This window comes from Ruegeria sp. BHSA163, assembly GCF_059613365.1.
Genome location: NZ_JBXWSJ010000003.1, coordinates 128,557 through 147,849 on the forward strand (window position 1 = coordinate 128,557; position 19,293 = coordinate 147,849).

Consider the following 19,293-nt stretch of genomic DNA (forward strand, 5'->3'; position numbering starts at 1 on the left):
TGAAATGAAACTCGTTCGTTACGGAGCCGCAGGATCAGAAAAACCTGCGTTGTTAGACGATGCCGGTCAGTTGCGCGATTTGTCCGCGCATGTTGACGATATCACAGGTGATGTTTTGGATGACGCCAATCTTGCGCGCCTACGTGAGCTTGATCCGGACAGCCTTCCGATCGTCACTGGTGAGCATCGTATTGGAGCATGTGTGGGGAAAATAGGAAAATTCCTCTGCATAGGACTCAACTATTCGGACCATGCGGCAGAAACCGGCGCGGCCATACCTGAACACCCGATTCTGTTTTTCAAAGCAAATTCGGCCATTGTGGGGGCCAACGATGATGTAGTCATGCCACGCGGGTCGACCCATACGGATTGGGAGTGTGAGTTGGGCGTCGTCATAGGAAAGACTGCAAAATATGTTTCTAAAGACAAAGCACTGGAACATGTCGCGGGCTACTGCATCGTTAACGATGTGTCTGAAAGGCATTTTCAAACGCAATTGACGGGTCAATGGACAAAAGGAAAGTCCTGCGACACCTTCGGCCCAACAGGTCCGTGGTTGGTTACTCGGGATGAGGTCCCGGATCCACAGAAGCTGGGCATGACGCTCGATGTGAATGGAAAGCGCATGCAGACCGGTAATACGGCGACCATGATCTTTACCGTCGCTGAGATTATCGAGCACCTTAGCCATCTGTTCACCCTGCATCCCGGCGACGTGATCTCTACAGGGACGCCGCCCGGTGTCGGGATGGGGATCAAACCGGAACCTGTATATCTTAAGAAAGGCGATGTCATGGAGTTGCGCATCGATGGTCTTGGTGTACAGCGCCAACAGGTTGATCAAGATGCCTGACTTATTACAGATCGGTGGCATAACTGAACGGATGAGATCGCGTTTATCCGAAGCGTTCGATATCCACCAGTTGGACAGTTTTGACGCAGAAAGTATAACCCACATTGTCACAAATGGTCATGACGGAGTGGCGCCAGACCTTTTGGCGTCTTTACCAAATCTAAAAATGATCAGCGTCTATGGTGTCGGTTACGATGCAGTTGACGCAGGCGCTGCGGCGCAGCGTGGCGTGGTAGTGACCCATACTCCGGATGTTTTGAACAACGAAGTCGCCACAACAGCGGTTTTACTAATGTTGTCCTGCTACAGAGAACTCTTGCGCGATGACGCCTATGTTCGATCCGGTCAGTGGGAGGAAGAAGGAAATGCGCCACTAACACGTTCGGCGGATAACCAAAAGGTTGGAATTTTGGGTCTTGGACGAATAGGTCAGGCGATTGCAGACAAGCTGAAGCCGTGGGCGCCTGAAATATCATACCATTCGCGCAATCCGAAAGACGTCCCTTTCAGATACTTCGATAACCTGCAGGAAATGGCAAGGCACGTGGACGTTCTGATCTGCATAACTCCGGGTGGGCCATCGACGAACAAGATGGTCAATGCGGATGTGCTGAATGCTTTGGGTTCAAGCGGCACATTGATTAATGTCAGCCGTGGCTCGGTCGTAGATGAAGAGGCGCTCATTGAAGCTCTGCAAAACGGCAGCCTTGGTTGGGCCGGGTTGGATGTTTTTGAGAAGGAACCACATGTTCCCAAAGCTTTACGCGAATTGTCTAATGTTGTGCTATTGCCTCATGCAGGCAGCGCCACAACAGAAACGCGTGCGGCTATGGGTGACCTGACGGTCGACAATCTGTTGCGACACATACACGACGGGTCGGTGATCACGGCGGTTCCGGAATGCAGGCATTTGTGAAAGACCGCACTGACAAATGCTAGAATTTGTCGTCGCGGTATTCTTTCTACTCATCACCCCGGGACCCGGCGTTCTTACAACGGCCGGAATTGGGGCTGCGTTTGGATTTCGCGCCGGTCTTGCATTCATAACCGGGTTGATGCTGGGTGGGTTCATCAACATGATGTTGGTTGTGTCTGGCGTGGCGGCTGCGGCATTGGCTGCACCGCTTCTAAGGACGTTATTGCTTTTTGCGTCAGTCAGTTACCTGGTCTATTTAGCTTGGCGAATTGCCAGCGCCGGTTCAAAGATTGGGTTTTCTCCGGCCAACTCGCCGCTTGGTTTTTTCAACGGCTTGGCGCTGCAATTTATTAACCCGAAAGCCTATGTGGTCAGCACAGCCTTATTTTCTGGCTTTGCATTTATGCCTGATGCACCAATCTGGGAAGTCGTGACCAAAATTGTGGTTTTCAACCTGATTTGGGTGCCAGTGCATCTAATTTGGCTTGGTGCCGGTGTAAAGCTTGGGAGTCTGGATCTCAGTCAACGGGCGCACAAGCGTATTAATATTGCCATGGCAGTCGCGCTTTTGGCTGTTGTGGCCATGGCCTTGATTTCAAGCTATTGATATCGCGTCTTCATTAAGGCGCTGTTTTCCTATCCCTGTCGGGATATTTCCATCAAAGCGATGCTGTTATCCCGCCATCAACATAGAGTGTATGCCCATTGACAAAACTGGACGCGGTTGACGCGAGAAAGATTGCTGCTCCGACCAATTCTTCAACGTTTCCCCATCGGCCAGCTGGGGTTCTTTTTTCAAGCCAGGCGCTAAATTCCGGGTCGGCAACTAATGCGGCGTTCAACGGTGTGTCGAAATAGCCTGGCGCTATCGCGTTGCAGTTTAGCCCATATCGCGCCCAATCTGTCGCCATTCCTTTGGTCAGGTTGGCCACAGCCCCTTTTGTCGCCGTGTAAGGCGCGATACCCGGGCGGGCAAGTGCGGACTGAACCGAAGCAATGTTGATTATCTTGCCGGTTCTTCTTTGAATCATATGACGCGCGACCGCCTGTCCAACGTGAAAAACGGACGCAATATTCGTTTGCAAAAGATTTTCGAACTCGTCGGCAGGGAAATCTTGCAACTCGCATCTATGCTGCATTCCTGCATTGTTGAACAATATATCGATTGGTCCAGTAGTTGCTTCAAACCTGTCTATCGCAACTTTGACTTCTTCATGTTTGGTCACGTCAAATGCTAACTCATGCACGGTCGCTCCCGCACTTGTCAGTTCGGTTGCTGCTGCGGTCAACTTTGCCGTATTGCGCCCATTCAAAACGATCTCTGCTCCGGCTCCCGCGAGCCCTTGCGCTAGAGCAAACCCAATTCCCTGACTCGATCCGGTAATTAACGCCCTTGCGCCATTCAAGTTGAAGATTTCCAGCGTCATACAAAATTCCCTTGGTTGTGGGCGTCGACTATTCGTATCCTCAATTGATCTGCAGGTGACACAGTCTTTAGCCGTTGCCAATGCAAATGCCGCTTGGAAAGTTGAGTACAACCGCGGTCATAAAACAGATGTTCAACTGGTTTACCGATGAGGAGACGATGAATAGTCGAGTATCAGAAATATTTGAGACTTACGACACGGATGGTTTCGTGGCTCCGTTAGACATCCTCACCGACGAAGAGGCAAAAGAGTTGCGCGATGATTTCGAAAGAGCAGAGAAAGCCTTAAAAGATGATCCAGACAGGCTTAAGCTCCTATACTCTTATCCTGACAGACTTTTGCCGTCCTTCGACGCACTCATACGTCATCCAAAATTGATTGAGGCCGCATCAGCGGTACTCGGACCTGATCTCATGGTTTGGAGTGGCGCTTTGTTTGTAAAGGAGGCGCACTCTCCCAAGATCGTTTCGTGGCACCAAGATTTGACTTACTGGGGGCTGGACGATGCTGAGGAAGTAACGTGCTGGGTCGCCATTTCTGAAGCTTCTGAAAAAAGCGGATGTATGAAATTTGTCCCCGGCAGCCACAAAAGCCGAATTGTCCCACATGTTGATACGTTCAGCGAAAACAACCTTTTGTCGCGCGGCCAAGAGATCGCGGTTGAGGTTAATGAATGCGACGCCGTTGCCGCCGCTTTACGCGCAGGTCAGGCATCAATGCATCATGGGCACCTTTTCCACGCGTCTGGGCCGAATGAAACTGGCGACCGAAGGATAGGTGCAGCGCTGCGTTTCATCAAACCCTCTATGAAACAAGAAAATGGCGCCAAAACTCTGGTGGCATTGGTGGCAGGACGCGACAATTACGGTCACTTTGAAATAGCGAACGCCCCCCGAGGTTTCCTGCATGAAGATGACTTTTCAATTTGCCAACAGGATGCAGATCGAAAGAGGGAAATACTTTTCGATGGTGTCGAATAATTTTCAGTTTGGGCTCATTTTAAATGCCAAAGAAAACTGCCGGGAAGCGGCCAATTAAATGTTCCCCGAAACGGAGATAGATTAGAATGTCAAAACCTAAAGTGGGCTCTACCGTAGCCCCGATCAGTTTTCTTAGCGTGGACGGAGGTTATCGTGAGATCGGTCGGCAGAGTGAGCGTTGGACCATGCTGTTTGTTTATCGCGGTCGGCATTGCCCTAGGTGCAAACGGTTTTTGCAAAAGCTCAATGGTCAACTGACCAAATGGACTGATAGAATGGATGTCATTGTGGTTTCTGCTGACAGCAAAAGTAAAGCGCTGGCAGACCGCGATGAATTTGGTTGGAGTTTTAACCTGTGTTACGGATTAACCGTACCTCAGATGCGCTCGCTTGGATTATATGTTTCTGAGCCGCTATCCGAAGCGGAAACATCTGATCTTTTTGCTGAACCCGGAGCGTTTGCAATACGTCCCGACGGTACGTTGATGTTGGTCGACATATCGAATGGTCCGGCGGCACGCCCTGATCTGGACGAGCTTTTAGACGGGATGATCTTCAATATTGAAAACGATCGGCCCACGCGTGGAACTGCTTGAATTCAGCTTGCTGCCGTTAAGCCGTTGATTTTTTTGTCGCCCGTCTACAGACTGGGTCACAGTGCGCACTTTCTATATAGGATGGTTCGAATAGGGCAAAAGGCACATTGAGGCATCAGATTTCCAATCTACCGGATTGTCCCACGAAAACCGTGCCATTCGTCGTTACTTCGGCGTATACGCCCATGTCCGTGTGACCCAGGTGTTTCTTTAAAAGGTAGGGCAGCCTCAGATCACGCTCGGCGGTTTCCGGGTTTACTTCGGTTGCCGCGCACCTTTTCGTTCTTGAAAGAATACGCATCCTGACATCGCCAAAAACCAGCGTATGTCCCACGAACTCCAACTCGGAAAACGGTGAGAGGCCGTCAATTTCGACGTTCGCGCGAAATCGGGCGGGGTGAACGTCTCTGTTCAATTGCTGACTAAGAGCCTTGACAGAGGCAATATTCAAAACAGACACAGCAATCATCATGACCGGCGACACTACTGATACATCAGTAAAGCGATGTGGTTCCGAGGAAACAAAGGTGGGGGGTTCCGGATCAGCCGAGCCCAAGACTTGGTGAATAAACTTGGCCGCATCAGAACGCTCCTGGCCTGATTGCATTAAGAATTTTCGCGATTTACCGCTCTCTCGGATTTCTAATACTTGCGATTGAGCATCAAATCGGGTGTGCAGACCTGCCAGAGCCGTTTCTTTCAAAAGCACGACAAAGCGATCCTTGGGAATAGGTTTTGGGTTTTGTGGGTCGAAGCCCGAGTTGTGCCGAGCAAAGCCGTAAATTCGGTCACCCGGAAAACCTTCGGCTACGCTCATCGTGACAGAAGTCAGTGGCTCCGCGCTTAAACCCTTAACCGGAAACCGGCTTAACTGTTTCACTGTAAATTCTGTCATTGGCGTTTTCCCCAATACAGTTGTCGGTATGATTTTGTCTTGATTACGGCCGCGTTTCAAATTGAATAAATCTTGAAATATCAGTTGGCGTTTAGATGCACCGAAGTGCCTCGTCCGAGGTAAAAGCTGGGTTGAACTGCGGCAATATCGAATTCAAAGAGGAACTTGGCTCAGCAAAGTTGTTTGCGTTCGAATTGACATATATCTTAAAGAAAATTTGCCGCCGTAAAGGCCCATGTATTGGGGAGGAACCACTATGAAGACAATAAAAGGACCGGCTTTGTTTCTGGCACAATTTGCTGGCGACGAGGCACCATTTAATTCATGGGACGAAATTACGAAATGGGCTGCCCAGTGCGGGTACAAGGGTGTTCAAGTCCCAAGCTGGGATGGGCGGTTGTTCGATTTGGATGCAGCGGCATCCAGCGCGGATTATTGTGATGAATTCACAGGTAAGGCGAGAGAAAACGGCGTCGAAGTTACCGAACTGTCTACCCACCTGCAAGGACAGCTGGTTGCGGTCCATCCAGCATACGACACTGCATTCGACGGGTTCGCGGCAGAAAGCTTTCGGGGAAATCCGAAGGCGCGGCAAGAATGGGCCGTTGACCAAGTTAAGAAAGCTCTATCGGCGTCCCGGAATATGGGTATTTCTGCCCACGCTACATTCTCAGGAGCACTGGCCTGGCCTTACGTTTACCCTTGGCCTCAAAGACCCGCCGGATTGATTGAAACGGCGTTTGACGAATTAGCAAAGCGTTGGTTGCCGATTTTGAATCACGCCGAAGAGTGCGGCGTGGATGTTTGTTATGAAATTCACCCGGGTGAAGACCTGCATGACGGCATAACGTATGAGATGTTTTTGGAGCGTACTGGCAACCATGCACGTGCGTGTATGCTGTACGACCCCTCGCACTATGTGCTGCAGTGTCTCGACTACTTAGACAACATCGACATCTACAAAGATCGAATCCGGATGTTCCACGTTAAAGATGCGGAATTCAATCCGACCGGTCGCCAAGGCGTGTATTCGGGATACCAAGGCTGGGTTGATCGCGCTGGGCGGTTCCGCTCGCTTGGTGATGGGCAAGTCGATTTCGGAGCAGTCTTTTCAAAAATGGCGGCAAATGACTTTGACGGCTGGGCCGTCGTAGAATGGGAATGTTGCCTGAAACATCCTGAAGATGGAGCGCGGGAAGGAGCACAATTCGTTTCGGATCACATCATTCGTGTGACGGAAAAAGCTTTTGACGATTTCGCGGATGGCGGAACCGACGAAGCAGCCAACCGGAAAATGTTAGGGATAGACTGATGGTTACAGGACGCAGCGAAGAAGTATCTGGTCGTATTCGTCTAGGCATGGTTGGCGGCGGAAATGATGCATTCATAGGTGGCGTGCATCGTATCGCGGCGCGTCTGGACGATAAGTTTGAACTTGTTGCCGGTGCGCTGTCATCTACCCCCGAGAAGTCAAGAGAAAGTGGTGAGGCGCTGGGTCTCGCGCGCGTTTACGATGACTTTAAGCAGATGGCCATACGTGAAGCACGTCTGAAGTCCGGTATTGAAGCGGTTTCGATCGTTACGCCAAACCATGTTCACTACGCTGCTGCGCGTGAGTTCCTCAAACGCGGTATTCATGTCATTTGTGACAAACCACTTACGTCGACGCTCAGCGATGCAAAAAAACTAGTGAAAGCGGCGGAGAGTTCCGACGCTTTGTTTATCCTTACGCACAACTACACCGGCTATCCAATGGTTCGTCAGGCTCGGGAGATGGTGGCCAACGGAGAGATCGGGAAAATCCGCGTGGTACAAGTCGAATATCCACAGGATTGGTTGACAGAGCAGCAGGATTTCAAACAAGCAGAATGGCGGACTGATCCCGAAAGGTCTGGCGCTGGTGGATCAACCGGAGACATCGGCACTCACGCTTATAACCTTGCATGTTTTGTAACTGGCCTTACGGCTGAAAGCCTTGCCGCGGATTTGCAAGCCTTTGTTCCGGGGCGCAAGGTTGATGACAATGCACATGTATTGCTGCGTTTCGAAGGCGGAGCAAGAGGAATGTTGTGGTCATCACAGGTCGCACCAGGAAACGAAAATGCGCTTCGCTTGCGTGTTTACGGAGAAAAAGGTGGCCTCGAATGGTCGCAGGAGGATCCCAACTATCTGTGGTTCACCCCTTATGGTCAACCAAAGCGGCTGATTACCAGAAATGGGTCAGGGGCAGGCGATGCGGCAAACCGACTAAGCCGCGTTCCTCCGGGCCATCCAGAGGGTTATTTAGAAGGGTTCGCGAATATTTACAGTGAAGCCGCTGATGCAATTCAGGCATTCAGAAATGGTGCGTCACCCGACGCTTCAGTTGTCTTCCCAACCGTCCAAGATGGGCTCAGCGGTGTTAAGTTCGTCGCGGCATGCGTGCAAAGTTCGGCACGAAATGCGGCGTGGGTCAAACTCGATTAGTGTGTTCGCATAAGCAGGGCGCTTTCAATGAATTCAAAGCGCTTTGCTGCCGATTTAACCGAGCCGCACAAGCCAGCTTCAAGTGATGTTTGCAAGTTTCGGACGGGTTTGGACTGGTACTCTTTTGTGTGATTGGTTGTTCGCTCGCTAATAATTTACTTGGCGCAGGCTGTCCGCGCGACGGTGTCCGAAATACAGTCGTTTTTGCGCATGCAGTCCCCCTCGGAGTTTCGACCGGACTCATAAATGCACTTTGTTGCAGTTTCCGACCACTCAAGCCCTGTTGTACACAGATCTTTGCCTGTGCATTGTGAACCGCCACATGTTTTTGGTTGCCACTGCTTCAAGGATCGATATGTGCTCCATCCGCTAGGGCAGGCGTTCCCAGAAAATGAACAAACTGTTACTCCGTTTATATCTACTGGAATCCCCCCGGCACCAGCGCAACCGGCTGCAGATGCTGCCATGCTGTCGCTTGGCAGCGTCGTCAACAAGAATGCGAACATAACTAACTTTGAGTGCGCAGGTCTGGAAAACACACTATTCTCCGATTTTTTCTTCATGACATTCGACAGTGGTTGGGCAACTAAGTTTTACGTTTAGCCGACAGATGTTTGTCGGTGACGGCATCATACGCTTTTCCCACGTAAAACCACTAAAAGTTACTAATATCCGCCTTCTTAACTGATCTTGCCTCGGATATCCGCAGTATCCTGCCAAGCCGTTGTTCAACTGGCAAAGGTTTGACGTTAAACGCAACGTTCAAATTGAATGGACGTAAACATCGTTCAACTGCCTGTATCCTTGATTAGTAATCGACAAGTCATCATGATCTATCCATGGAGACTGAGATGGAAAAGTGGCTGAACGATCTCGGGCTGGGGCAATACGTTGACGTTTTCTCGGAAAATGACGTCGACGCTAGGGTTCTTCCGTTACTGACAAACGAAGATCTCAAAGAGCTTGGCGTCAGTCTTGGCCATAGGAAGATTATTCTCGCAGCGGTTCAAAAGCCGGGTACCGAAGAGACTTCTCCGCAACCATCTGAAGCGACCGACGCGCAATCTGTGGACTTCAAACAGGCGGTCGGTCCGGAAGAGACCAAAGCAGACACAGCGGCGGTAGGCAAACATTCACGCAACGCGCTTGCTGAGCGACGCCACCTAACTGTCTTGTTTGCAGATTTGGTTGGCTCGACGGAAATGACCAACAGCCTTGATCCCGAAGACATGCGGGACCTATTGCAACGCTACCAAGATGCAGTGGCCGGAGCCATTAGCCGTTTCGGTGGCTACGTAGCAAAGTATTTAGGCGACGGACTCCTTGTGTTTTTTGGATGGCCAACGGCTTACGAAGATCACGCGATACGGGCCGTAAAGGCTGGCCTGGAAGCTATCAACCGGGTCAAGGAACTCCGAACCCCTGATGGAGAACACTTGGCGGTTAGACTTGGCATTGCCAGCGGCGATGTGGTGGTCGGCGACACAATAGGTAAAAACACCTATGAAGAAGGCGCCATGACCGGACCAATCGTCAACCTGGCGTCTCGAATTCAAGAACAAGCAAAGCCCAACACTGTTGTTTTGCCTGCCGAGGAAACCGAAGCTGCATTGCATAAGATTTTCGAGTTTTCGTCGCTCGGAACAACAGAGCTCAAAGGTTTCAAAGAACCTCGAACCCTTTTGCAAGTGGTTTCAGAGCGGAGTGCCGAAAGCAGATTTCGCGCATCACACGGTGACGACAGCAGCACCAAAATGATCGGCAGGGACTATGAAAAAGGCATCCTGCTGCAATCGTGGCAACGTGCACAAGATGGGCTGGGAGAAGTCGTGTTGCTTACCGGTGAAGCCGGGATCGGCAAGTCACGCCTGACAGAGGAGTTTCTTGTTGAGAGCGCCTCAGAAGGCCGTGCAGACGTCATACGGTTAAATTGCTCGCCTTACCTTACCAGCAGCCCCTTTCATCCCGTTACACAAAGGATTTCCCAGGATGCAGGTGTTGAACCTGGATTTGACGACGACCAGATACTGGGTCAGGTGCGCAAAATGCTGGAAGCCAGGCCTGGTCTGGATTGGGAACAAGTACTTCCGGTATTTGCTGCTTTAGTAGCGCCACAGAGTGCCCTCGCCAAAGAGGTGCTGGAATTGTCACCGCAGGAACAACGTGACATAACCATTCAAACTTTGATCAACACGGTGAAAATTCGTTCGAAAGTGCGTCCTGTCATTTTGTGTGTGGAAGACGCGCACTGGATCGATCCATCTACGCATGCATTGCTTGAACGCTTCAAAGCAATTTGCGCTGATTTGCCGTTGATGATCTTGATCACCCACAGACCTGGATGGGAACTGGCGCGCGATGACGGTGACGCGCACGTCCAGACACTGCAACTTCGTAGGTTCGATACAGATCATGTTGCCAACCTGATGCGTGCAATTTCTGGGAAGACGCCAAATGACGAGCTGATAGCCGCGATCATAGAGAAAACCGACGGCGTTCCCCTCTTTGTGGAAGAGCTGACCCGCGCGATGGTAGATAAAGTTGGTCAATTTTCCATTCCATCTTCGTTGAAAGGCACATTGATGGCACGCCTTGACGCGGTTTCACCAGACGCCAAACAGGTTGCGTTAACAGGTTCTGTAATAGGACGCGAATTTGAACCTAGTTTGCTGAGTGCTGCGATGAAGCTGTCAAACGACGAAGTTCAAGATCGCCTGGTGGAACTTTCGCGGACAGGATTGATATTTGAAAGCGGACATAACCGAGGGCACTACGTTTTTCGCCACGCTCTAATCCGGGATACAGCTTACCAATCAATGCTTGGATCAACGCGTAGGAAACAACATGCGGACGTAGCGCGAGCGCTTTTGCAATTGCGGTCTGCGGAAATTGAGCGTCGTCCTGAATTGGTTGCCCGCCACCTTTCCGAAGCTGAAGATTGGAGCGCGGCCTTCGACCGTTGGCGCAGAGCCACTGAAATGGCTTTGTCGAGGTCAGCGAGCCAAGAGGCAATGGCAAATGCCAAAGAAACACTCAAGGCCGCAGAACAGCTTGGAGAAGACGCGGGAGTAGAGAGGGTCATTAGCAAAATTCTTGTTGGGCGAAGCCACGATAGCTTGGGCCAACTGCCTGAAGGGATTGCAACGTTAAAAGAAGCCTCGGACGCGGCAAGGCACATTCGCCATGTAGAACTCGCGGCCGACGCCGCGCACCACTTTGCGGACTCTTGTATGATGTCAAGCGAACGCCACGACCAGGCCATTCAACTTTGCTTGGATGCACTTGGGGACTTGGCGGACCATGACGAAGTTCGGCGGTGCAGTTTGATGAGCCAGCTTGCGCGCGCGTACATGTTTATCGGTCAGTTCGCCGAAGGTGCACGTTACGGTCAACAGTCAATGGAACTGGCTGCGCAGCTTGGTGATCACAAATCTCAGTTCTCCGTAATGATGATGCATTTTGGAGCACCGTTTGTTGCGAGGAAAGAGAACGATGCGCGGAATTGGCGCGAAAACCTGGAAGCGATGCACCGGGTTGCCGAAAAGCTCGGAAGTATTGATCAGGGAAGGGACCGAACTCTTAGCATTTTCGTAGGGGCAGAAATGGCTGACCGTGAAGTGATGGATCACGCGCTTGAACTGCTGACAGAGATATCGAAGAAGGACAATCACCTACAGCTCTATTGGGTTCAGAAGCATGCTCGCGCTATGGTTGCGATTATGGCCGGAGAATTCGAGCAGGCGGAAAAACACGCTACTGAAGCCGTGAAAATCGGCAGGAAAACGCATGGCGAGCATGTGGAAGGAGTTTTTGGTGTTCAAATGTTCACGATCCGAAGAGAGCAGAGTCGCCTGCACGAGGTTGCTCCTGTTATCAAGCGGTTGATGAGTGAAAGCCCCGAGGACGTTGCCTGGAAACCTGGTTTCGGTCTTATTGCGGCAGAACTGGGATATCGAGAACCCGCTGAACGAATACTGAACGAAATCGCGGAAAATGGTTTCGTTTTGCCAGCAGATGCTATGTATTCCACGACTTTGTCATATCTGAGTGACATTTGCGTTGAAATCCAGCATTTCCAGCATGCTGAAACTGTCTACAAGTTATTGGAACCGTATGAAGATTTGACCATTACAGCCGGAGCGACCACGGTTTGCACGGGTGCGGCTGCGCGGCGCTTGGGCAGTTTGGCAGCCCTGTTAAAGGATTGGGAAACAGCCGAGCGAATGTTTCAAAAGGCGATCGAAATTGACACTCGAATGAAATCGCCGCCGTGGATTGCGCACAGCAAGGCTGCTTATGCGTCTGCCTTAAGGCGTCGGGGGACGAACGCCGACGTGAAGGCGGCGTTTCAACTAGAAGCGGAAGCGTTGGCAATTGCGCAGAAACTGAGTATGGTTTCCCTAAGGTCAAAACTCGAAGGAAAAGCAAGCTAACGTCCTAAAATTGCCGAGGGGGAGCATATGCCTAGGTATATTATTGAGAGAAATTTTGCCGAACAGTTGAATGTCGGCGACGATGACAAAATCAAAATCAAAGAAATTAACGACGAAGTGGGTGTTGAATGGATTTTTTCGTTCCTGAGTGCCGATAAACGCAAAACATACTGTCTGTATGAAGCCCCTGACGAAGAAAGTCTGAGAAAGGCGGCTGAGCGGCTCAACATTCCAGCGGACGTGATAACGCCAGTTGATCGTATTGATCCGGGGATATTTGCCTGAACTAAACCATTTTCTTGAAATGAAATTCACTCTCGTCACAGGGAACAGGTGAGCAGAGGAATTTCATGATAGCCGAGGCAGTATCGCAGGAAGCCTGACCTAATTAAGGAAGGCCAACTCATGTACGACCTGATGGCATTGGATGGAACTAAGTCAACGGTGGATCAAGCTGCATTAGATGCATTGGATGCATCTCTGCGCGGGGCAGTTCACCATAAAGGCAGTCGGGAATATGACGAAGCCCGCATTACATGGAACAGCATGTTCGAACGCTTCCCCGGGTTTGTGGTTCGAGCTTTGGGTGCGAGCGATGTTCAAAATGCGGTAAACTTCGTAAGGGACGCCGGTCTGGCTATGTCCGTTAGGTCGGGTGGTCACCAAATTGCAGGTCACGCTGTGGCTGACGACACGGTTATGTTGGATTTGTCGCACATGCGTTCTGTTCACGTGGATCCGGTTTCTAAAACGGCGCGTGTGGCCCCAGGGGCAGTTCTGGGTGATGTGGATCGGGAAACACAGACACATGAGCTTATAGTTCCCACCGGTATAAATTCAACCACGGGCATCGCCGGGCTTACGCTTGGCGGCGGATTTGGTTGGACGACACGCAAATTCGGAATGACGATCGATAACCTTCTGTCGGCTGAGGTGGTGACAGCGGATGGAGCAATCGTCACGGCATCGCCCAACAGTCATCCAGATCTATTCTGGGCCATCCGTGGTGGAGGCGGAAATTTCGGCGTGGTGACTTCCTTTGAGTTCCAGTTACATGACCTTGGACCAGAAGTTTTGTCAGGGCTTATCGTCCACCCGATCGAAAAGGCGCCCGAATTAATGGTCGAATATGCGAAAATTGCTGATACATCTCCAGATGAGCTTACCGTTTGGAGCGTGATGCGAAAGGCGCCGCCGTTACCCTTCTTGCCCGAAGAGTGGCATGGCCGAGAAGTATTGATCTTCGCAGCCTGCTACAGCGGTGGCATCGAAGAAGGTGAAAAAGCTGTTGCAGCCCTGAGGGCTCTGGGCGACCCGATCGCCGATGTGATCTCGCCGCACAGGTTCACAGACTGGCAGTCCGCGTTTGATCCACTGTTGACGCCGGGGGCAAGAAATTATTGGAAAAGCCATGACTTCGATTCACTATCGCCCGAAGCAATCGAAGGTCTTCTCTCCGGTATTTCACAGCTTCCTGACCCAGCTTGCGAAGTCTTCATTGCCCACGTGGGTGGCGCGATGGCGCGAGTGGGGGCCGATTCAACTGCGTATCCACAAAGATCCGCCCATTTTATCATGAATGTTCATACGAGATGGGAGGACCCTCAGAAAGATACAGAATGCATCCAATGGGCGCGAGATCTTTATGACCGGATGCAACCACACTCGACCGGCAGTGCATACGTGAATTTCATGCCCGAAGACGAGGCCGATCACATGGCTGGCGCATATGGTCACAACGGTGAGAGATTGGCGAAGGTCAAAGCGAAATATGACCCTAGAAATTTGTTCAGGATCAACCATAATATTTTGCCCGCTTAAGAACTCTATTGCTGGTTTGTTCTGCGGCAATCTGGGCTAAGAGCAGTGGCAAGCTCGCCACTGCGACCAAATAGAGGTTCCTTCTGCTTGGGGATGGGGTACTTTGAGGTGTCTGCACTGCGGTAGCAGTTCGGATTGGAGTTAGCGAAATTCAGTTGGCAATTCGCTTGTTTCGCTCTGGCCAGAATTCATCTACCACAACGTAAGCGATGATAACAAAAAATGCTGCGCCAGCGACTTGTAGAACGCGTGTGATACTCTTGACGTCGGCCTCGTCGGAAAAGGGTGCGATTGAGCCGCCGTATACAATCAAGGCCGTTGTAATTGCGGACCCAGCGGCGGCGGCCAAAGGAATTTGCGATTTTCCGAGAATGCCTAGCGTCAGACAGAACAAAAAGCACAAAAGTACTGGCGTAAGGAAAATCGGCGCGATCACGTTGATTTCGTAACAGATAATCGAGACCGCCGCACCAAGGAGGTTTGCTGTCAACATTGCTTTGGCGACAGTGGTACCGGCGGAAGGCATAGCCGCAAGCTGCTGGCTGAGCAATGCGACAAAAAATAATACGAGTAACGTTGAAGCGCCGGATATAAAAAATACCAACGCGAACGGTACAGTAACCAAGGACATCCTGACAATTCGTCTATGTGGGTCGAAATCCTGCAGAACAGCATTTTTTGTCTGCGCTTCGCTTGGAGGTTCGGCTGGGATGAGAACAAACATTAACGTTGAAGCAAATCCTGCAAAAAATAAATTCATAGGAATCCAGAAAACCAGAACCAAAGCTAAATCTTGCGATTGCAACGCAAGGTTTGGGATCATTAAGGCGCCCATCAATGCGATTACACCAGGTAAAACACCGGCTCCTGACACCGACCAAACAAAAGAAAGAATAATTCCGATTGCTACAAAGATAAGAAATACCAAGGGGTAGGGCGAAAATATCGATGAAAGCAAAAATGAAATGAACATAAGCCCAATCGAAAACACGAATAGTTTGCCAAACGCCGCCAATGGCAAAGGTGCGGGCGCCTGAAGAAAGAGGGCAGCGAATACTGCTCCGACCACGGCAAGCGGCCAGCCTAAAAACAGACCAAGCGAGAATACTCCGGTCACGCCGAATGCGAGCCGAAGAATTGAGCGGCGATCTTCAATACGCATAGGAAAAAATGGAAACTACGTAAATGTACGCACGCCCCACAAGGTTCAACAGAGAGTTATCACTTAGGTACATAATGACATCTGCCTGTCCATTTAACTGAAAACGAAGATCATCTTCGGCATTTCCAGCTTCATATCCGGGCAATACTATTCGTACTGGGAAACGCTCTGGTTCACGTAAAAACCCTTTGGTGCTTGGAGGGCTTGCCAATTGACCTGGCTCATCGCCACCACTTAGCGATACGGCGGCGCTGAAACTTTCGATGACCCCGGGAACAATCTGTCCGGGATGCATATCCAAAACCACGTCTACAGGTGAACCTACTTCAGCTCTACCGATATTATTCTCGGTAAAATATGCTTCAATCCAAACATCTGTGGCATCAAGGAAAGTCAAAAGATCTTGTCCAGAACGCGCGTAAGTCCCGGGTGCTATCAGCAGGTTCGAAATCACACCTGTTGCCGGGGCTCGCAACTCCGTCCATTCAAGATTGAGTTCAGCATCGGCCAAGGCTGCCAGAGCTCTTTGAATTTTTGGGTTTTCCAACCCTTCGTCGCCCAATCTCTGCTTTGCCTTTTCCAGGTCCGCCAGCGCGTTTTCCAGATTTGCTTCTGATTCAGCTAATTGCCCACGGGCATCGTCCGCCCGTGTAATGGCTATCAATCCTTTCTTTTCCAAGGCGAAAACACGTTCCGTCTGAAGACGCATCGTATCCAGATCGCTCTGCGCGCGTGCCAGCTTAGCTTGAGCAGCGCTTACTTCCGCCGAGGAAGCCCCCACCTCTTGAGTGGCGGCTTCTAGGTCGGCTTCTGCCTTGGAGCGTTCTATCTCGTATGGCCTTCGGTCAATCCGCACCAATACGTCGCCCGCGGATACGACCTGACCATTTTCCACAAGTACTTCGGTAACGGTCCCGGTCACTTGCGGAACAATTTGCGTGGCGACGGCTTTGACCCGAGCGTTTCCGGTAAACGGTGTTTTGCGATCTGCGACCAAATACCAAACCAGAAAGAATAGAACTATCGCCAGTGTGGTCCAAATCGTCTTTCTCATTCTGCTGCTCCTTCAGCAGCGTCTGCGCCTTCAGGCGGCGCGTCGATCCAAACTTTGAACAACTCATAGAAAACCGCAAACAGCACCGGCCCCATGAATATACCGATCAAGCCATAGGCCATCATGCCGCCCAAAACGCCGATTAGGATAACGAGCATAGGTGTTTCCAACCCTTTAGAGATGAATACCGGGCGAAGGAAACTGTCCATAATTGTCACTGGAATGGCAAGGATGGTAAAAATCAGCGCCGACCCGCCAGACATGGTACTCCAAGCGTAAATTATGACCGGAAGCAGAACCAAACCGGGACCAATTTGGATAATCGATAAAATGAGACAGACAAATGCCAGTGTTGCCGCCGACGATATTCCAAATACTGTCAATAACACCCAAACAACAACAGCCTGAATTGCTGCAACGCCGATCACACCTTTGGTGACATTGCGGATTGTGGCACCTGCCAGAGTTATGAATTCTCCTCCCCGAGGGGCAAAGACACGATTTGCAAATCTTTGCAGGCCTTCAACCAGCTGTGGGCCAGGGCTGAAAAGGACACCCATAATGATAACAGACAAAGCAAGCCCCAGCAGGCCAATGCCAATGCCCAAAACCTTTCCAAAGAGCGACTTGGTTATCTCCAGAATTTGAGCGCCGTACTTGGCAAGGGCACCATCAAGGTTCCGCTCAAACATCGTCCAGACGTCCGCGACTTTGCCTCCGACTAGCGGCAATTCTTTTATGCCTTCCGGTGCAGGTGGAATTTTCAACTCTCCGCGATCTGCTTGTTCGGCAAATTCTGAGCCAAGCTCAGCCGCGCCCGATACAGCAGTCGCAATTGGTCCTAACGTCAGCAAAAGCCCCAACAAGACCAAGATAGTGGCTGACAATGACTTGCGCCCGCCCAGTTTGCTTTGAAGCCAATCGAAAATCGGGTACAGCGCCACGCAAAGAATTGTCGCCCAAATAACCACGCTTGCAAGTGGGGCGACCATTATCAGTGCACTGTAAAGGAATAGTCCAAGGAAAAGTAATCGTATTGCGAGATCGACTATTTTTGCGTCTTGAGTCTTTTCCATTCCATCCCTCCGAAGTTTAATAAGGAAAATGTTACACTCAAAAATTGAGTTATGTACAATTTTTTTGCTGAGATGACGTCTATCAGGTTGTAGTTCAGCGAAAATTCCAAACGCGCTGAACTACAAATGCAACGAACAAATTGCCGGACTTAGCTTTTTGAACGGCACAAGGGACGTTTTTCACTTGTCGGCATCGTCGTCATCTTGGGATAGAATTGAGTCAGCGACGGTCGTGGCTGCTGTTACAAAAACGCCCAGCCCGACAATAATATAAAGCATCGTAAATATTTTACCTGCTGCTGTTTCAGGTGAAAAATCACCAAACCCAACGGTAGAAATGGTCACAACCGAAAAATAGGCAGAGTCCAACCAGCCCCATCCTTCAACATAATGATAAAACATAGATGCCCAAAAAATCATGCCTACGGTAAAGGCAAGAATTCCTTTAACTCTCCCGTCCTTAAACGCGATACCTATTCCTCGGGTTATTCTGGCTAACGAATTCATTGGACCTCCATAGTTTGCTGGAGGCTTTAATATCAGGCTTTCGCAAAATTCAAAAATTGGTTGGAAGGAGTTAGTGGTAGCCAACGGAAAGACGTAGCCAAATTTGAGGATGCTCTCCGCATCTTCCGTCCGCAAGTTGCTAAAATCGGCAATTTGATCCAACCGAATTGCAACCACGTACTAAAAGTGTTCCCCAACACGGAAGACTTTTTCTGTGTTACCTTTGCCCCGCATTATGCGGGGCTTTTTTTGCGGTTATCGAATTTCAATATTCTACAAACTTCTACTATTTCGAATAAAATAATGGATTTCTCAGCGCTGTTTATGATTTCGTAATTCCCTAACAGGGGGAGGGACAAAAATGGCGCGCTTCGATTGCCCAGCAGTACTTTGGATACTTGCCGGGATTATATTTGTTTCGAGCACTTTCCTTTTAAACGCTCAGGAAGCTGAGGTGGAACAAGAGCCCGTTGAGGTTGAGCAAGATGACTTGTTTTTGCAAGTCGTGGATAAGAGTATTTCGAGCGGCGAACTGGAGATATTGCTAGTCCCACTTACCGTTGACGAACTGTCTGAGTCAGCTGGAATTTGGCAGGATCATGTTCGTGAATTGCTTGAAGACGTTGCAAGGATCAACGTGAACCTACAATCGGCAAGTGGATCTCAGGAAGATAATCTGAGGTCTCAGCTTAATGTTATGAATGATACAGGTGCGGGAGTCTTAAATAATTACACGCTTGTCTTAGAAGAATGGGCTTTGAAAGGAGCTGCCGAGGAAGACCTGAAGCCGCACACTGATTACATTCTGGCGCTGAAAACGGGTGTTTTAAAAACAACCGATTTGCAAACACTATTCCAAAACGCAGTACAATGGCTGGTGTCATGGGATGGTGGAGTTGGCCTGCTAATGGCGGGCCTTGGTGTATTGGTCGCCGTTTGGGTCATGATGTTTATTGCTCGGCTTGTGCGCAGAGTCACAGAACGCGGTTTAAACAAAATACCGACCATATCCAGGATGCTAAAAAGATTCATAGCGACGTCGGTTTATTGGGCCGTTTTTGTACTTGGGATTTTGGTTGTCTTGGCGTTGTTTGGCGTCAACGTGAC

General features: G+C 50.3%; 16 protein-coding genes and 1 pseudogene. 11 read left to right on the forward strand and 6 right to left on the reverse strand.

The window, feature by feature from the left end; all coding sequences use genetic code 11:
* Positions 1-4: 4 nt before the first annotated feature.
* From AC2FNV_RS03015 to AC2FNV_RS03025, 3 genes are read left to right on the forward strand one after another with little or no spacing between them, the layout of a single operon-like run.
* The gene (locus AC2FNV_RS03015) at positions 5-853 is read left to right on the forward strand and encodes a fumarylacetoacetate hydrolase family protein (RefSeq protein ID WP_170603986.1); all 849 of its coding nucleotides are present in this window, start codon (positions 5-7) and stop codon (positions 851-853) included.
* On the forward strand, positions 846-1,769 hold the full coding sequence (locus AC2FNV_RS03020; RefSeq protein ID WP_170603984.1) for a 2-hydroxyacid dehydrogenase: 924 nt from the start codon (positions 846-848) through the stop codon (positions 1,767-1,769). The genes AC2FNV_RS03015 and AC2FNV_RS03020 overlap by 8 nt, the downstream gene beginning before the upstream one ends.
* 16 nt (positions 1,770-1,785) lie before the next feature.
* Complete coding sequence (locus tag AC2FNV_RS03025) at positions 1,786-2,376, forward strand: LysE family translocator (protein WP_170476198.1); 591 nt, start codon at positions 1,786-1,788, stop codon at positions 2,374-2,376.
* Between the two features lie 52 nt (positions 2,377-2,428).
* Here the strand turns inward: AC2FNV_RS03025 and AC2FNV_RS03030 are convergent, their stop codons facing one another.
* Positions 2,429-3,196 (reverse strand): SDR family oxidoreductase, encoded by a 768-nt coding sequence (locus AC2FNV_RS03030; RefSeq protein ID WP_170603982.1) that lies wholly within the window; start codon positions 3,194-3,196, stop codon positions 2,429-2,431.
* A gap of 80 nt (positions 3,197-3,276) precedes the next feature.
* Between AC2FNV_RS03030 and AC2FNV_RS03035 the strand changes: the two genes are divergently transcribed.
* Together AC2FNV_RS03035 and AC2FNV_RS03040 are read left to right on the forward strand one after the other, a co-directional pair.
* Entirely contained in the window at positions 3,277-4,176 is a 900-nt protein-coding gene (locus AC2FNV_RS03035; RefSeq protein WP_254442446.1) for a phytanoyl-CoA dioxygenase family protein, read from the forward strand.
* 86 nt (positions 4,177-4,262) lie between these two features.
* The gene (locus AC2FNV_RS03040) at positions 4,263-4,772 is read left to right on the forward strand and encodes a redoxin domain-containing protein (RefSeq protein WP_170603980.1); all 510 of its coding nucleotides are present in this window, start codon (positions 4,263-4,265) and stop codon (positions 4,770-4,772) included.
* Between the two features lie 115 nt (positions 4,773-4,887).
* On the opposite strand, the gene AC2FNV_RS03045 is transcribed toward AC2FNV_RS03040, so the two are convergent.
* Entirely contained in the window at positions 4,888-5,667 is a 780-nt protein-coding gene (locus tag AC2FNV_RS03045; protein WP_170603978.1) for an MOSC domain-containing protein, read from the reverse strand.
* Positions 5,668-5,923: 256 nt separating this feature from the next.
* Between AC2FNV_RS03045 and AC2FNV_RS03050 the strand changes: the two genes are divergently transcribed.
* The 5 genes from AC2FNV_RS03050 (at position 5,924) to AC2FNV_RS03070 (ending at position 14,387) form a co-directional block, all read left to right on the forward strand.
* The gene (locus AC2FNV_RS03050) at positions 5,924-6,979 is read left to right on the forward strand and encodes a sugar phosphate isomerase/epimerase family protein (protein ID WP_170603976.1); all 1,056 of its coding nucleotides are present in this window, start codon (positions 5,924-5,926) and stop codon (positions 6,977-6,979) included.
* Entirely contained in the window at positions 6,979-8,133 is a 1,155-nt protein-coding gene (locus tag AC2FNV_RS03055; protein WP_170603974.1) for a Gfo/Idh/MocA family protein, read from the forward strand. The genes AC2FNV_RS03050 and AC2FNV_RS03055 overlap by 1 nt, the downstream gene beginning before the upstream one ends.
* An 851-nt stretch (positions 8,134-8,984) precedes the next feature.
* Complete coding sequence (locus tag AC2FNV_RS03060) at positions 8,985-12,566, forward strand: adenylate/guanylate cyclase domain-containing protein (protein ID WP_496772357.1); 3,582 nt, start codon at positions 8,985-8,987, stop codon at positions 12,564-12,566.
* Between the two features lie 27 nt (positions 12,567-12,593).
* Positions 12,594-12,851: a DUF4242 domain-containing protein gene (locus tag AC2FNV_RS03065; protein WP_170476190.1), complete on the forward strand. Its 258-nt coding sequence runs from the start codon at positions 12,594-12,596 to the stop codon at positions 12,849-12,851.
* A 120-nt stretch (positions 12,852-12,971) separates the two neighbouring features.
* Positions 12,972-14,387: an FAD-binding oxidoreductase gene (locus AC2FNV_RS03070; RefSeq protein ID WP_170603970.1), complete on the forward strand. Its 1,416-nt coding sequence runs from the start codon at positions 12,972-12,974 to the stop codon at positions 14,385-14,387.
* Positions 14,388-14,538: 151 nt separating this feature from the next.
* On the opposite strand, the gene AC2FNV_RS03075 is transcribed toward AC2FNV_RS03070, so the two are convergent.
* The 4 genes from AC2FNV_RS03075 to AC2FNV_RS03090 form a co-directional block, all read right to left on the reverse strand.
* Positions 14,539-15,549, reverse strand: coding sequence for a DUF2955 domain-containing protein (locus AC2FNV_RS03075; protein WP_496772360.1), 1,011 nt, complete (start codon positions 15,547-15,549; stop codon positions 14,539-14,541).
* Positions 15,539-16,603 carry an HlyD family secretion protein gene (locus tag AC2FNV_RS03080; RefSeq protein ID WP_170603966.1) on the reverse strand — a complete coding sequence of 355 codons (1,065 nt, stop codon included), beginning with the start codon at positions 16,601-16,603 and terminating at the stop codon, positions 15,539-15,541. The genes AC2FNV_RS03075 and AC2FNV_RS03080 overlap by 11 nt, the downstream gene beginning before the upstream one ends.
* Positions 16,600-17,679, reverse strand: coding sequence for an AI-2E family transporter (locus tag AC2FNV_RS03085; protein WP_170476186.1), 1,080 nt, complete (start codon positions 17,677-17,679; stop codon positions 16,600-16,602). The genes AC2FNV_RS03080 and AC2FNV_RS03085 overlap by 4 nt, the downstream gene beginning before the upstream one ends.
* 180 nt (positions 17,680-17,859) lie before the next feature.
* Positions 17,860-18,348, reverse strand: coding sequence for a potassium channel family protein (locus tag AC2FNV_RS03090; RefSeq protein ID WP_496772363.1), 489 nt, complete (start codon positions 18,346-18,348; stop codon positions 17,860-17,862).
* Between the two features lie 199 nt (positions 18,349-18,547).
* On the opposite strand from AC2FNV_RS03090, the pseudogene AC2FNV_RS03095 reads away from it, so the two are divergent.
* A pseudogene (locus AC2FNV_RS03095) lies at positions 18,548-19,293 on the forward strand (mechanosensitive ion channel family protein); the annotation flags it as partial.

What these genes read in the sequence shown, in the direction of transcription:
- AC2FNV_RS03015 (WP_170603986.1), top strand. Translation starts at nt 5, where the DNA reads ATGAAACTCGTTCGTTACGGAGCCGCAGGATCAGAAAAACCTGCGTTG.
- AC2FNV_RS03020 (WP_170603984.1), top strand. Translation starts at nt 846, where the DNA reads ATGCCTGACTTATTACAGATCGGTGGCATAACTGAACGGATGAGATCG.
- AC2FNV_RS03070 (WP_170603970.1), top strand. Translation starts at nt 12,972, where the DNA reads ATGTACGACCTGATGGCATTGGATGGAACTAAGTCAACGGTGGATCAA.
- AC2FNV_RS03075 (WP_496772360.1), bottom strand. Translation starts at nt 15,549, where the DNA reads ATGCGTATTGAAGATCGCCGCTCAATTCTTCGGCTCGCATTCGGCGTG.
- AC2FNV_RS03050 (WP_170603976.1), top strand. Translation starts at nt 5,924, where the DNA reads ATGAAGACAATAAAAGGACCGGCTTTGTTTCTGGCACAATTTGCTGGC.
- AC2FNV_RS03040 (WP_170603980.1), top strand. Translation starts at nt 4,263, where the DNA reads ATGTCAAAACCTAAAGTGGGCTCTACCGTAGCCCCGATCAGTTTTCTT.
- AC2FNV_RS03065 (WP_170476190.1), top strand. Translation starts at nt 12,594, where the DNA reads ATGCCTAGGTATATTATTGAGAGAAATTTTGCCGAACAGTTGAATGTC.
- AC2FNV_RS03025 (WP_170476198.1), top strand. Translation starts at nt 1,786, where the DNA reads ATGCTAGAATTTGTCGTCGCGGTATTCTTTCTACTCATCACCCCGGGA.
- AC2FNV_RS03085 (WP_170476186.1), bottom strand. Translation starts at nt 17,679, where the DNA reads ATGGAAAAGACTCAAGACGCAAAAATAGTCGATCTCGCAATACGATTA.
- AC2FNV_RS03055 (WP_170603974.1), top strand. Translation starts at nt 6,979, where the DNA reads ATGGTTACAGGACGCAGCGAAGAAGTATCTGGTCGTATTCGTCTAGGC.
- AC2FNV_RS03030 (WP_170603982.1), bottom strand. Translation starts at nt 3,196, where the DNA reads ATGACGCTGGAAATCTTCAACTTGAATGGCGCAAGGGCGTTAATTACC.
- AC2FNV_RS03060 (WP_496772357.1), top strand. Translation starts at nt 8,985, where the DNA reads ATGGAAAAGTGGCTGAACGATCTCGGGCTGGGGCAATACGTTGACGTT.
- AC2FNV_RS03045 (WP_170603978.1), bottom strand. Translation starts at nt 5,667, where the DNA reads ATGACAGAATTTACAGTGAAACAGTTAAGCCGGTTTCCGGTTAAGGGT.
- AC2FNV_RS03080 (WP_170603966.1), bottom strand. Translation starts at nt 16,603, where the DNA reads ATGAGAAAGACGATTTGGACCACACTGGCGATAGTTCTATTCTTTCTG.
- AC2FNV_RS03035 (WP_254442446.1), top strand. Translation starts at nt 3,277, where the DNA reads ATGCAAATGCCGCTTGGAAAGTTGAGTACAACCGCGGTCATAAAACAG.